Here is a 14,608-nt window from a genome sequence, read left to right on the forward strand (position 1 = left end):
AAGCGCATAATACGGGTTAAGATACTGAAATAGTGGTGATTGTATAATTAAGGGCCGGCGTATATACCGGCCCTACTTACTTATCTGCCGCCGGTCGTTTTCTCGCTTACTACCTCAAGCTCGCTGCGGATCTCGCCGACACCCAGCGCCTCCGAAGCTATTTCAATCGCGACCTCGCGCTCCTGAGGAGTCTTCACGCTGCCGCGCAGAGTGACATTGCCCCTCTCGACAAAGACCTCGATATGCTCAGGGTCCAGCTCATCGCTTTCCGAGAGCATTTCTTCAATCTCTACGGCAAGCTGCGCGTCCGAACGATAATACTCAGCGCTTGCAGGCCCTTCAATACCTGCATGCTCCGAAGCCATTGTCACCCTGTCCATAGACGGCGGATGCACCGCAGGAGTAGTTTCCTGCTTGGCCTTTATTTCTTCCTCGGTCTCAGCAAAAGTTATTGTCTCCTGCTCCATCGTCTCTACAGGCGCTTCCCATTCGTAAGGAAAGGTCTGCTCGGCAGTGGAGGACTCCCAAAACTCGCGTATATCCTGCGGAAGCTGATGAGATACGGACTGGACCGCGCCCTGCGTAATCTGCTCGTGGAGCGACATGAAGACGGCTCTTGTCACGGTCTCGGCCTGAGAAATATCGTCAAGACCGAGTTTCCGGGCGACTCCGGCTAAAAACCCGCCCAAGTCAAAGCGTTCGCCGCCCATAACCTTTCGCTGCACATGCTCGAACACACTGCTTTCCCAAAGGTCTTTGAGTTCCTTCGGCAATTGCGCAGCCACATTATCGCCGCCTTCGTGCGAGATGCGCACCCTCAAAGTCTCGAATACCGCTTTGCTTGCGCGTTTGGCGCTCTCATTGTCCACAAGACCGGCTCTCTGCTTTATTTTTTTCAAAAATTCCTCTGTCTGCATAAATCTCTCCTGTTACCTATCCGGGTATTACAGCATAACGTTTACTGTTTTACAATCAATTGTCTGTCACCCAACACCCAACACCTGTTACCTGATTGTGATACCCAGATCAGCGAGCCAATAGTCCGTGGTGGTTATGCCCCTGAGCCTGACCGCTCCCCTGCCGCCGCCGAACCTGAGCTCGCCTGAATATGCGGGCCTGCTGACAACGCCGAGTGCGCCGAAATCGTTGATGTATGCCGGAATATAGCCGGCGGACATTGAAAAGCGTTTGAACGGCCTCACGGTCAGACCGTATTCCATGCCTTTGAGCAGAACGGTTCCCGCTTCATTATCCGATTTTGCTGTATACTTTGTGCCGTTTAAGTGGTCCACTAATGTATCCCATCTCTCGTCGTCACCACGGGCCTCATTCCAGCGATAACCGGTGTAGACCGCGAAGCCTTTGCTCAGATCGATACGCAGGCGGCCGTTTAGGTTCTTTATGAGCTGATCGGCATTTACTTCATCGCCGCTCTTGCTGTCCAGATTACCGACTCCGGTCACTCCGCCGTCCAGTTCGAGCGAAACAGCCTTATAGAGCCTGACCGAACGCTCGTAGCCCAATCCGAATGCACCGTAGCCGACAGTCTGGCCCGCGGCATAGTAGTAGAGCTTCAGGTCCTGGTCGGAGGGCGGTTTATAGAATGGAGCGGGTTCAACTGCCGCTGGAGGATCGATGCTGCTGGGAGCGGCACCCGCATTTATAGAGTTTACGTAGACTTTCTTGCCCGCGGCGACGGCAACCGCGTCCATCGTGAAATAGAGTGTCCCCGTCACTTGGTAAGGAGGAGCATCGCCGCTGCATTTTTGGGCGATTGCCAGACCGGCTACGCTGTCACCATCACCTTTAAGGACGGTCATCAGCGCTCGCGGATGAATGGGGACAGGAAAGCCGGCGACTATTACGTCGTTGTTGACCTGGTATACCTCGCCCATCACTCTCTCGGCATCAGCCGGGCAATATGGGGCAACCAAAACGACGGTCAGAAACATTGCAAAAATTACACAGTGGCGCATGTTTATCCCTCCAACTGATAATGCGCCCACGGTGAGATTGCCGACCGGACTCGCCCTCTACTCGCCCTCTACTCGCCCATCACTCGCTCATCACTCGCTCACTCACCCCTTGCCGGCAGCCAACGCTTACTTGTTCCCGCTGTCAGGAGAGGCTAAACTTGGTTGCTGCAATAGCCGGATTCGGAGATCCGGCACTGGTTCTCGGGTAAGGATTCGGAGATCCTTACCCATCATACGGGTGATGTGTTTGGACCTCGTCATAAAACGTTCATTAGCGCGTTCGCCCCGGCTATGACACGGGCATGAAGTGGACAGCAACCATGGTGATATCATCTACATGCTGGGGTTCGCTTATGTGTTCCATCAAGCGTTCTTTCCAGCCCGATATATCGCTTCCGGCCATCTCATGCAGAAACCTCTTTAGCATCTCCAAGCCATTGGTCCCGGAAAATGCATCGGTGACTCCGTCGCTGTAAAGGACAAGCACGTCCCCCGGCTCAAGGGTGATAGTCTGCTGCGTATATTCGGCAGGTTCCATCACACCCAATGGAATATCGGCGTGCGTTCCACTAATTATACTTCCATCACTTTTGATCACCATTGCGGGCATGTGCCCTGCGTTGAAGTAGCGGAACCTGCCCGTTTTTGTGTTTAGGAGGCCATAGGTCATGGTCACAAATGTCTCGCTGGTGGTGACAGAGAGCAGATGGCGATTAAGATCGGCAGCCATGCGTCCGAGGTTTTCGTTGTAATGCTCGTAGATGCCGTATTTGGCGCTGGAGATCATTAGAGCGGCAGGCACGCCCTTGCCCGCCACATCCGCAACGCAGACCCCGAGCCGGTCTTCTTCGACCGGATAGAACTCATATAAATCTCCCCCAACCTCTCTTGCGGGGCTATAGACTACTGAAATTTCAAAACCCTCGATGTTGGGTATTTCCTGAGGGAGCTGTGCCTTTTGCACCTGCCTGGCCACTTCCATCTCACGGTCCATGGCCGCTTGCTGCGCTCTGAGTGTCGAAGCAGTATCATCGAGAGCTTGAATGCGGTCGCGCAGCGTGCCTGTGATCAGAGCGATCAGGAGCAGATATGGAAAAGTCTGTGTAAAATCATCAACCAGCAGAATATCGGAGGGTTCCCAGTGCTTGAGCGACGCCTGGATCAGCAACGAAATGAGGCCTATTACCAACGCAGTCAGCAGCGCACCCCTGGTGCCGAATGTGACGGCTGCCGTGATAAGCGTAACATAATACAGCGGGTAGAACGGGCTTGCAAGCCCTCCGCTATAGTAGACGACCACAGTGACAAACAAAATGTCGGCTATTGTAATTGCGGCTGCCGATATGCGCCTGAAGCGCTTTCCAACGATAAGTGGAAAGATGAGAGTGCCTATAGCAACTGCTGCCACCGCCCATACTATCTCGGTGCGTTCAATGCGTATGGTGGTGAACTGAAGCTGAGACTCGAGAAGGACGCCGATGATGACCAGCCACCTTACGACATAAAGGCCTATTCTCGTCCGCATGGGGACTGTTTCCAAGCTCTCCTCAATCACGTCGTATGACTCCTGCGCAAGATATTGTTAAATCCATTCTTCCCATAATAACGACTATACTCTATATCTACGCAATTTTATGCTTACAAGTTCATGCATATATTCTGGGTAATTTTGGGCCAATAAAATTCGGCTCATGGAGTTGAATGATTACCTGGCCGAGTGCTATAATCCCTGATACTACAGACCTCGTTTCTTTCTACTTTTTAGCTCACACGACGGGTGAATGGTTTGACCGATAAACAGCTTCAACTAGGTGAAGACGACGCTTTTCTTGCACTGCAGCACGCATGGCAGCATGCTCTGGAAGTGCTGGAGGAGCAGGTCAACAGGCCGTCGTTCGAAAGCTGGATAAAGACGGCCCGCCCCCTGTCCATAGACGGGAGCCTGGTAAAGATAGCTACAAACAGCCGGTTTGCAAAACACTGGCTGGAGAGCAAGCATATTGGGCTCATCAAAGAAATTCTCGAGGCCGACATGGGCACAAGCCTCAGTGTGCGTGTAGAGCTTGTTGAGAGCAACGAGCCTGTCCTGTTGGCTGAGAAACTCCCCACCAAACCAAAGCCGCATCCCAAAGAAGAAGACGAGCCTATATCACTGCCGATCAACAATCAATACAATTTCGAAAACTTTGTGGTCGGCCCGACAAACAGGCTGGCGCATGCATGCGCGATGGCGATTGCCGAAAGCCCCGGCAGGACATACAACCCGCTTTTCGTATATGGCGGACCGGGGTTGGGCAAAACGCATCTGATGCACGCTCTGGGCCAGGCGGCTATGACCAACTTCCCCGGTATGAAGGTAGCGTATGTCTCCGGCGAGGCATTTACTTACCACTATGTAAACTCGCTTCGTGAGCACAAGGCGGCTGAGTTCAGGCGCAGGTATCGCAGCATAGACTTATGGCTGGTGGACGATATTCAGTTCTTGGTGGGCAAAGAACGCACCGAGGAAGAGTTTTTCCACACGTACAATGCTATCTATGAGATGGGCAATCAGATCGTGCTCACCAGCGACCGCGCCCCCAAGGACCTGAAACTCGACACAAGGCTCCTTTCGCGGTTCGAGTGCGGAATGATCGCGGATATAGCTCCGCCGGACCTCGAGACTCGAATGGCAATTTTGGAGACAAAAGCCGAGTATGAGCATATTGCTCTTTCCAACGATGTGATCTTGTATATAGCCAAACTTATAACCTCCAACGTGCGAAGGCTCGAAAGCGCGCTTATACAGCTTCATGCCTATGCGTCACTTATGAAGACATCGGTCACCCCCACTCTGGCAGAGGAGGTGCTGAGCAAGCACTTCGGGGAGACGGCGGCGCCCGTTATAGATGCTCAGAAGGTGCAGCTTGAAGTAGTAAACAAGTTCAATGTCGATTTGAGTGATCTCAAAGGCAAATGCCGGAGCGCGGACATAGTTTTACCCAGGCAGATCGCGATGTATCTTATGCGTGAGCTTACCGATTATTCTCTTCCATCGATAGGAAAAGCTTTCGGCGGACGTGACCACTCTACCGTGCTTCATGCATGCAAGAAAATAGAGGAAAAGATGGCTGAGGATAAAAACTTCAATATGCTTGTTACGGAACTTGCGCGCCAAATCAAGATGGGGAAAAGCTGTTAACTCTACCATTAAACAAGCTGTGGAAAAAGCTGTTGATGAGTTTGTGGACTACTCAAGTGTTGGTAACTAAGCGGTTTTCCCCGTTTTCGGCATTTTGAAACCGCTGCCCGGCACTTTCTTTCCACAGGAGGCAATGAGCACAAAACCAGCACGAAAAAATTCGTTTTCCACAGTATCCACAGCCTCTATTACAACCACAACAAATTCTTATATAATTAAAGGGTAATAAGAAGATAGTGGGCTGCCGGGTAGGATACCCGGAGAGATTTAAGATAACCTTTAGCCGAGAAAAAGCCCATATGTCATTAGCTTGACTGGGAATCCAGGAATTGGCGCTTATATGAAAGTCAGGTGTCTGGATTCCCGCTTTCGCGGGAATGACACGTAATTTAATCGTTTTCGGGTGCAATTCCTCGCTGTTTGCGGCGGGGATGCTTAATAGAGGATGCACCTGTCTTTTGAAACTTCTTGCTGCGTATTATGCCCATAGAAAAATATAATATCCAAAATACTAATTATAAAATTATAGATACTCATGCTCATTTAACGGATCCCAAGTTTTCGGACGATCTGGATGAAGTGATCGAGCGGGCAAACGAGGCAGGAATAGCGAGGATTATTGTATGCGGGGACAGTATAGCGTCCAGCAGATATGCAGTAGACCTGGCGAACAAATATGAGTGTGTTTTCGCCACGGTGGGAGTGCATCCTCACGATTCAAAGAGCTATGACGATAAAACAGCCGGGCAATTAGCGGGACTATCGCGGTGCGATAAAGTCCTGGCAATTGGTGAGATAGGGCTGGACTTTCATTACGACTTCAGCCCACGCGCTGACCAGTTCAGGGCTTTTGAAGCTCAGATCGACCTGGCTGGGAGCCTGGGCCTGCCTATAGTGATCCACAGTCGCGAGTCCAACCCCGAGGCGCTGCAGATAATCAAATCACATGCGGCGAATATCACGGGTGGAGTGTTTCACTACTTCTCGGGTGATGAGGATTTGGCAAGACAGGTGCTGGAGATGGGTCTTTATATAGGTGTAGACGGGCCTATAACATACAAATCATCCGAGATGCAGCGGCAGGTAGTAAGATACTGCCCGCTGGAGAGGATTTTAATTGAGACAGACTGCCCTTACCTGGCTCCGGTGCCAAAGCGCGGAAAGCGCAACGAGCCTGCTTATGCGCGGATAGTTGCCGAGGAAGTGGCGCGGATCAAGGGTATTTCAATCGAAGAGCTGGCCGAAATCACTACAGCCAATGCGCGCAGGCTCTTTGGCAAAAATCTCTAGGAAAAGGTGTATAAATGCGACGTCTTCTTTCAGCAGTGTTTGTCTTGTGTATCGTCTGCTCTGCGTTATATGCTCAGGAGCAGACGAACAGCCAGGTGTTTTCCGAACAATATATAAAAGACCATCTGCAGCAAATTGCAAAGGCGCTCCCGTCTCTCAAGGCCAAAATGGATAAGCTCAAGGCCAAAGGTCAGGATATATCCTACCCAATGGTTACATATACCGTGCTAGATAGCTTTATCGGCTATGTGGATGAAGACGCGACAAAGGGCGAGCTGGAACGGGCCTCGATGCAGCTCACCGATATGGGCAATATGGGCCGCAGGCTGGAAAAAGAACTCAACGAAGCGCTGCAGGGAAAGCGCAAATTCCCGTCTGTCCCAAAATGGACCGGTGACAGCCGCCCAATAATCAAGGACGGCTCGTTTTATGCCCCGACCACTACATTCGGCAAGCCCGGACGTGAAATACGCCCGGTGTTTTTCACCGGATGGGGAGTCGATGACCAATACATAGACAAATACCCGGGCTATGGGATCAACCTTACCGGCTCCGAGACGGGGCCCTGGGAAGTCTTTCCTGAAGAGGGCAAAACGGAAGATACTCCGATCACACGCCTGAAAGACAGAATATCTAAGTCGCAAAAAGCCGGGGTCGCATACGATCTGCTGATAAGCCCGCATTACTTTCCTGCGTGGGTGATTAACAAATATCCCGACCTGCGCACGACAAATTCGGAGTTTATACAATACTGCCTGCATGATCCCGACGGGCAGGAATTCCTCAAGCAGTATATCGAGCATATACTCACTCCCCTGAAGGACAATGTAAACCTATTCAGCATATGCCTGTCGAATGAACCCAAAAATGAGGAGATACCGTGCAAATACGGCGCGATAGACTGGCACGAATGGCTGCAGAAAAAGCATGGCGATATCAACACCCTCAACAGCCGCTGGGGGACCGGTTACCTGAGCTTTGACGATATAGAACTGCCCAACCCTCACGACGATAACACCAAACAGCCGATGACCAGGTGGGCGGACTATGTGCGCTTCAATCAGGAGTTTTTCACCGGCTGGCACAAGATGCTGGCGGACGCGGTCCATGCCGTCGCCCCGGGTGTGCCGGTGCATGCCAAGGCGCAGACATATACTCTTACGGAAGCCGATGCGGTCAAATTCGGCAATGACGCATATCTTCTGGGCCAGGTGACCGACATCAGCGGCAACGACAGTATGTGCTGGTATCACTTCGGCAAATATGCCTTTGCAAACGGTTGGCTGACCAATGCCATGAACTACGACCTGCAGCGGTCGGTCAAGAACGCGCCCATATTCAACTCAGAAAACCATATTATTCTGGATGGTGAGACCAGGTATATACCGGCGGAGCATGTAAGGGCGGCGCTCTGGCAACAGGCGGTCCATGGGCAATGCGCGACCGAGATGTGGGTATGGGGTCGTTCTTTCGACAAGAAGAGTGTCGCCTATGGCAGCATAAAGAGCCGTCCCAAGTGCGCGGAAGCGGTCGGCATAGTCAACTGTGATCTGAACCGCGCCGCTAAAGAAGTTGCCGCTCTGCAGCAGGCTCCCGCGCAGGTGCAGATACTGCATGACACCAGCGCGCTGATATATGACGGCAAGCCTTATACCGATTCTCTGGATAGCGTATATTCCGCGCTCTTTTTTACCGGGGTCAAGACAGGGTTTATCACCGAGCGGCAGTTGGAGGACGGCATTGAGCCGAATGCGCCGGTGGTCTGCATCCCAAACGCCGCGCACTTATCGGACGGCGCATTCAAGACCCTGCAAAAGTATAAAGGCCATGTCATATTGATCGACAGCGCCAATCTGCTCACTAATAACGAGTATGACAAACCAAGAGACGAACGCATAGCCGGTGATGTTATCTACTGCGACAAGGACGATACCATTTCACAAAAGCTCTCGGCAGACATAGGGTCCAAACTCGCGGCGTGGAATGTGCTCCCGGAGATAACTCCGCTCACGTTGGACAATAAGCCTGCCTGGGGAGTAGAGTGGAAGGAAGCAACGATGGGCGGCGGGACAGTAATAAATCTCTGCAACTATCTGCATGAGCCGGTCACGGTCAAACTCTCCAGAGGGGGCAAGAACGTGAACGCCGTGGATGTACTGACCGGCGAAAATATAACAAAAACGATAACGCTCAACTCACTTGAGGTAAGGCTGCTGAAAGCAAAGAATTGAGCGGCTTATGTGTCTGGGTTCTTGGCTCACCACATCCGCTCTCAGCTATTAGGAGGCTGCTATGCAAACCGGTATTCGCCGTCTACGGCCGCTCGGGATCACAGATATTTTGGATGAGACGGTTGACTTATACAAGTCCAACTTCGCTCTGTTCGTCGGATCGGCTGCCATATTGTATATCCCGATCTTTCTTATATCGGGTTTTCTGAACGATCCGGTAGGCGGACGGGGCGGTGACCTGGCCTCTATACTTCTGATGCTTTTGATGCTTGCATCCGAAGCAGTGGTGACAGGTGCGCTGACATACGGCATCTCCGAAAGATACCTCGGCCGCCATACCACTATTGCCGCATGCTACAAACGCATACTCGACTCCAAAGCTTTTTGGAAGTTTATAGGAATTGTGCTGCTCAAGGACCTGATAACAATAGGGCCGCTGCAGATTGTGGGTATGGCGGTGCCCGCACCGGGTAACGACATGACGATGCAGCAGGACATAATGGCTACCGCTGCTTTTTTGATGGTAATCGGTGCGCTCTCAATCGTAGGCATGATATGGGCTGTCTACGCAGGCACCAAACTTTTTTTGCTTGAACCGGCTTTTATCCTGGAAGCAAAAGGCGGCTTCAAGTCTATGGGCAGAAGCATGAGCTTGACCAAAGGGTATTTCTGGAAGATATTCGGCCTGTTAATAATTGTGGGAATAGCTCTCGGCCTTATAATTATGATACTTGTAGGGCCGGTCTATGGAATTTACATATTAAAACTCAGCCGGGGTGAAGTTTCCACTTCATTGGCTGTCCTGTCGAGCATTTTGCTGACTGTGGTCGGGACTTTGGCTGTGCCGATACCGGCAATATTGTCGATCCTTATATATTATGATATCCGTGTCCGCAAAGAGGGCTTTGACCTGGAACTGCTGGCAAACGAACTCGACCGCAAGACCCAAGAAATTTCTGCAAACGATATTACCAGCCTGCCTCAGGAGAAGACCGATCAAAGCAGTGATACAGATAAGCAGCCATGACCGGCAACAATAGCAGCCCAACAGCAGATTCCTCGTCGCATTCGCTCCTCCTAAGAAATCTGGCGAAAGTGTTGATGACAAACCGTCGTTTCGCAACCAAACTCGGTTTCCAATTGACGCAAGTGGGCAACCCCCACTGGGGGCTCGGAATGACACAGGCGAAAGGCCGACTAAAAGCGGTCAGGCAGATTGCGTTTGTTGCATTGACGCTGACTATACTCTTGACTGCGTGCAGTTGCGCAATGTCGGCCAAAGGAACAGCACCGTATTCAAATTCAACGCTCATCAGCCGTCAGATAAGACAAATACTCTCGCAGCCCGAATACAACCGTGTCTATTCAAAAAGCACCACGCCTGCATGGTTGAAAAAGTATACGGACAAAGTAAAACGGGCGATACAAAGGATTTTCAGGTGGCTCACCAGGTCACTCAGTCTGCGCAGCGAACGGGCGGGCAGGCTGACGTCATTCGTGTTCGCATGCATCGTTATATTGGCGTTCTTCGCGCTGACGGCTCTGATAATCAGCAGGATATCTCGAAGAATCAAGGGATCTGCTGGCCAACCCTTAGAGCGAGCTGCCGGCGAATATGAAATCCCGTCGTCCCGGCCGCTCATATCCCAGGCGACCAAGCTGGCTGATGCTGGCGACTGGCGCGGGGCCTTTAGATGCGTATACCTCGCCTCTATCTCGCATCTGGATGAGACAGGCGCGCTGCACTTCGAGAGGAGCCGGACAAACTGGGAGTATCTGCGCGAGCTGGACAAAAACGGTTTTCCGTCATTGCGCGACCAGCTCAGGCCGCTGACTGTCGACTTCGACCGCAAGTTCTATGGACGTGAGGGCTGTGACAAAGACGACTATCTCAACGCTCTGGCTGTATACGAACGTATAAAGGGCGAGGCGGCGGCATGAAAAAAGATACGGTCATTCTAATAATCATGCTGGCCGTGCTGATTATTGGTGGGATTTATCTTACCAACCCGCAGAGGCCAACTGAGTCTAAGATCAGCACAACCTATAACGCCGACCCTATGGGTGTGAAAGCATTCTATACGCTGCTCGATCGGATGGGTTACAACACCGGCAGGCTCACCAGGCCCTACACCGAGCTGCCGAATAACGCAAAGCTCCTGATTGTTGTCCAGCCCAGCACGAATACGCAGGATAGCAGGTTTTTTGAGAGCGCAGTCGGACCGGGGATATCCGATGAAGAGCAGGAATACCTGACCGGCTGGGTCAGGCGAGGCGGCGGCGTCATCTTCCTTGCGGATGACCTGCGCGGCGTCCCGGCGACATTCGGCTCCACATACAAACTCGGCAAGGGGTATATTTACGCATATCCGTCTCGAAAGATGATCACAAACCATGGCATGCGAAACTCCAAGAATGCCCTCGAGCTTATAGGCATAATAAACAAACACATTGCCAAGGGCGATTTGATCTTATTTGACGAGTATCACCACGGCATGATAGACTCCAAACCGTTCTTCTCATATATCAGCAGGCAGGCTTGGATCGCCATAGGCATCATCATATTTGCGGCAATATTGCTTGTCTACAGCAAGGGCAGGCGGTTCGGAGCTGTGAGAAACCTGCCGCCCGATGAGAATATCAGGCCGGGTTTTGAATACGTAGAATCCGTTGCCAGGCTCTATCAGCGCTCTCATGCGTCCGAGATTGCCGCCGGGATACTCTGCGATTCTTTCAGGCAGAGCCTGTGCGCAAAACTGGGAGTCTCAGCCGATGACGAGATCGAAAAAATAGTCAATCGACTGTCCGAAGAAGCAGGCAGCGAGACCGCGGGCAGGGCAAAAAAACTGCTTTCGCGAGTCCCGGCAGGAGAGAAGATCACCGAGGAAGAACTTGTCGATATAGCCGGAGAAGTCCGTAAACTGGAGAAGGAGCTTGGCATTGCAAACTGACATAAGCGCCGTAACGCAGGCGGCTGATAGTGTGCGAAATGAGATGGCGAAGGTCGTGGTCGGCCAGCGTGAAGTGATCGACCAGATGCTGGCGGCGCTTTTGTGCGAGGGGCATGTGCTTCTGGAGGGCGTGCCGGGGATCGCCAAGACTCTTATGGTCCGCGCACTGTCGCTGGCAGTAAAAGCAGACTACAACCGCGTGCAGTTTACCCCGGACCTGATGCCCTCGGATGTGATCGGCACAAACGTTTTCGACCCGTCATCAGGCGCTTTCAAGCTGCGCAAGGGCCCTGTCTTTACGGGTCTGCTCCTGGCCGATGAGATAAACCGCACTCCGCCCAAGACGCAGGCAGCCCTCCTCGAAGCCATGCAGGAGCGCCGCGTAACCATCGACGGCGAAAACCACACGCTCGATGCGGTCTTTACAGTCTTTGCGACGCAAAACCCCATTGAGTATGAAGGCACTTACCCGCTGCCGGAAGCTCAGCTCGACAGGTTCATGTTCAAGACCATCGTCGGCTACCCCGCGTATGAGACCGAGATCGAGATGCTCTCTCGCTGCAACTCGGGCTTCAGGTCGGTAAATATAGAGCAGGCCGGTATTGAGCCTGTGATAGACGTTGAACAGATATCGCAGCTCCGCAAGATCGTATCGGAGGTCAATCTCGAGCAGAGCGTGATGGACTACATAGCCAAGCTGGTGCGCAAGACCCGTGAGAACCGCAACCTGGTCCTTGGCGCAAGCCCAAGAGCGTCGATATGCCTGCTGATCGGATCGAAAGCAGTCGCCGCAATGAACGGGCGATCATATGTGATCCCTGACGATATAAAGCAGATAGCCGCGCCTGTCTTGCGGCATAGGCTGATCCTGCGGCCTGAGGCTGAGATAGAAGGCCTTACACCCGACAGAGTGATTGAGTCTACCGTATCCGAAATCGAAGTACCGCGGATTTAGTATTTGAGATTGAGTATTTTATATTTTTATACTGCGGGAACGACGTTGTCCGGTAAGCCGTTATATTTTGTAAATCGTAAGTTCCTGCAGTCTCCGCTAGCCCTACAATATGCAGCCTGCGGGAATTAACGGTATATCAATTTTCAAAGGCAATCTGTCAGCGTCATTCCCGCAGAATATAAAGCACCTGCGTTTGGTTCAAAGCAGATTCCTCGGCTTCGCTCGGAATGACAAAATCTGATACGTTGGTTTTCGTTCGCAATATATGCTCTATATTTGAATAGCAAAATAGCTACTAACATAGGAGTAGAATTATGAAGAAATGGTCTTGTGTGATTATTACAATACTTGTTTTATCTTCTAGAGCATGGTCTGCAGAATACGCGGTTCATTGTCTCGGAGTGCTTTCAAACACTCACATGAGTTGTGCTATTAGTATAAATAATTCTGGAAAAGCTATCGGTTGGTCAAGCACATCATATGACGCAAGGGGCGCATTCTCTTGGACAAGGAATGAAGGAATAAAAGACATACGTATCCCTAACGAGTTTGATTATGGTGGTGGTGCAATAAATGATGATGGTCAAATTGTAGGAAGTCGCAGCAGCAGTAATGGCTGTTCTGGTGGTGCGGTCATTTTGGAACCAGATGGATCGGTTACCTTGCTCCCAAGCCTTTCAGGGTTAGGATGCAGCGGTGGAGACTCGATTAATAACAGCGGTAATGTAGCTGGGTATACTAACGATCAAGCAGCGATATGGATTGATGGTGAACTAGCTTGGTATGCCGATGGAACATATAGTCAAGCCACCGATATAAACAATCATAATCAAGCAATTTGGAATGCTCACAACTTTAGTGATGGGACAGCTCAGGCTTATATTTGGGATAATTACATATCTATTCCTCTTGCCTTGCTCGAAGGCACACAGATGTGCTGGGGATATAGTATTAATGATTCGGGAGTTGTAGTAGGCCGGTCTGGCGACTATGCGGTGCTTTGGCAACAAAACGGCACTGCAATAAACTTAGCCAGCGATACGCAATGGTGGAGCGAAGCGCTGGACATAAATTCGGACGGCTGGGTTGTTGGTCAGATTGATTGCAAGGCAACATTATGGAATCCGAACGGCAGCTTAATTGATTTATCCCACTTTGTAAATGGTTATGAGTCTATTGCCTATGGCATAAATGACAACGGTTGGATTGTTGGATCAGTAAGCAATCCAGATGGTTTTAGGCAAGCTGTTGTCTGGGAACCAGTTCCCGAACCATCAAGCCTACTTGCTCTAGCTTTGGGATTAATTGCAACTGGCTCACTCATTAAGCGTAGAAATAAATAAAAAGGACTTGACTGAAAAGCCCCTAATCGGGGGCTTTTTCTTTTAGAGCACTCTCGCAAATCGGGAAACCCAAAATCATCGATATGGAACCAAAAAATAAAGACCAGGGGGTATGTATAGGATATTCATATTTGGTCCCCAGCAAGAGCCAGTTTTTCGATGGTATTCGACACATCCAGTTCAGTTTGTTGTTCCGGGACACCCCTGTCCCGGAACCTGCAGGCAAGGTATCGAAAGAGGTCTTTTTATTTTGGGTCAGTCTCCAGCAGCAGGCCGATACGTGTCATCAGCGGCCCATCACCTGATTGAGAGACAAACTTCCGCTTGCCCTGCTCGTCTCTTTTGACGAATATACTCAAAAAAGGCCTGGGGTCACTCTCCATAGACTCCAGCGCCGCATCTATCATCTTTTGGCGTGTGTCCTCATCCGCGCTTGCCATATACTCCCTGGCTATTCTTTCCTGCCTCTCGTAATCCGCCTCAGTGTGTTGAGCAGGACACCGGGGCCGGTCGTTTACACCATCGGAGAGTTCTTCATGAACCGAAGGAGAAGAAAGAAAAGAATTCTTCTCTTTATTTTGAGAAAGAATTCTTAATACATGATCCGGGTCATTATTGACCCGCATGGAGTGCGTTTTTTGCGGTTCATCCGGGTCGGATATGACCCGCATGGGATCGGTT

The 14,608-nt window shown here is 51.1% G+C and carries 12 protein-coding genes; 8 read left to right on the forward strand and 4 right to left on the reverse strand.

Features of this window, described 5'->3' with window-relative positions; all coding sequences use genetic code 11:
• Positions 1-80: 80 nt before the first annotated feature.
• The 3 genes from ABFD83_09725 to ABFD83_09735 all read right to left on the reverse strand — a co-directional run bounded on the left by ABFD83_09725 (position 81) and on the right by ABFD83_09735 (position 3,501).
• A complete protein-coding gene (locus ABFD83_09725) occupies positions 81-899 on the reverse strand; it encodes a DUF2267 domain-containing protein (protein ID MEN6357349.1) in 819 nt (272 codons plus the stop codon).
• A 105-nt stretch (positions 900-1,004) separates the two neighbouring features.
• Positions 1,005-1,976 (reverse strand): hypothetical protein, encoded by a 972-nt coding sequence (locus ABFD83_09730; protein MEN6357350.1) that lies wholly within the window; start codon positions 1,974-1,976, stop codon positions 1,005-1,007.
• Positions 1,977-2,265: 289 nt separating this feature from the next.
• Positions 2,266-3,501 carry a PP2C family protein-serine/threonine phosphatase gene (locus tag ABFD83_09735; protein ID MEN6357351.1) on the reverse strand — a complete coding sequence of 412 codons (1,236 nt, stop codon included), beginning with the start codon at positions 3,499-3,501 and terminating at the stop codon, positions 2,266-2,268.
• Between the two features lie 261 nt (positions 3,502-3,762).
• Here ABFD83_09735 and dnaA point away from each other — a divergent pair, with 261 nt between their 5' ends.
• From dnaA to ABFD83_09775, 8 genes are all read left to right on the forward strand, one after another.
• Positions 3,763-5,157: a chromosomal replication initiator protein DnaA gene (gene dnaA / locus ABFD83_09740; protein MEN6357352.1), complete on the forward strand. Its 1,395-nt coding sequence runs from the start codon at positions 3,763-3,765 to the stop codon at positions 5,155-5,157.
• Positions 5,158-5,637: 480 nt separating this feature from the next.
• A complete protein-coding gene (locus ABFD83_09745) occupies positions 5,638-6,447 on the forward strand; it encodes a TatD family hydrolase (GenBank protein MEN6357353.1) in 810 nt (269 codons plus the stop codon).
• A gap of 14 nt (positions 6,448-6,461) precedes the next feature.
• Entirely contained in the window at positions 6,462-8,678 is a 2,217-nt protein-coding gene (locus ABFD83_09750; GenBank protein ID MEN6357354.1) for a beta-galactosidase, read from the forward strand.
• Positions 8,679-8,739: 61 nt separating this feature from the next.
• Positions 8,740-9,705, forward strand: a complete 966-nt coding sequence (locus ABFD83_09755) for a glycerophosphoryl diester phosphodiesterase membrane domain-containing protein (protein ID MEN6357355.1) — start codon at positions 8,740-8,742, stop codon at positions 9,703-9,705.
• A gap of 149 nt (positions 9,706-9,854) precedes the next feature.
• Complete coding sequence (locus ABFD83_09760) at positions 9,855-10,619, forward strand: DUF4129 domain-containing protein (GenBank protein ID MEN6357356.1); 765 nt, start codon at positions 9,855-9,857, stop codon at positions 10,617-10,619.
• Positions 10,616-11,629: a DUF4350 domain-containing protein gene (locus ABFD83_09765; protein ID MEN6357357.1), complete on the forward strand. Its 1,014-nt coding sequence runs from the start codon at positions 10,616-10,618 to the stop codon at positions 11,627-11,629. Before ABFD83_09760 ends, ABFD83_09765 begins: the two co-directional genes overlap by 4 nt.
• Entirely contained in the window at positions 11,619-12,584 is a 966-nt protein-coding gene (locus tag ABFD83_09770) for a MoxR family ATPase (GenBank protein MEN6357358.1), read from the forward strand. Before ABFD83_09765 ends, ABFD83_09770 begins: the two co-directional genes overlap by 11 nt.
• 314 nt (positions 12,585-12,898) lie before the next feature.
• Entirely contained in the window at positions 12,899-13,927 is a 1,029-nt protein-coding gene (locus tag ABFD83_09775) for a PEP-CTERM sorting domain-containing protein (protein ID MEN6357359.1), read from the forward strand.
• Positions 13,928-14,172: 245 nt separating this feature from the next.
• On the opposite strand, the gene ABFD83_09780 is transcribed toward ABFD83_09775, so the two are convergent.
• Positions 14,173-14,608: hypothetical protein (locus ABFD83_09780; GenBank protein MEN6357360.1), on the reverse strand; the 436-nt coding region annotated here is incomplete at its 5' end.

This window comes from Armatimonadota bacterium, assembly GCA_039679645.1.
Classification (GTDB): Bacteria; Armatimonadota; UBA5829; order UBA5829; family UBA5829; genus UBA5829.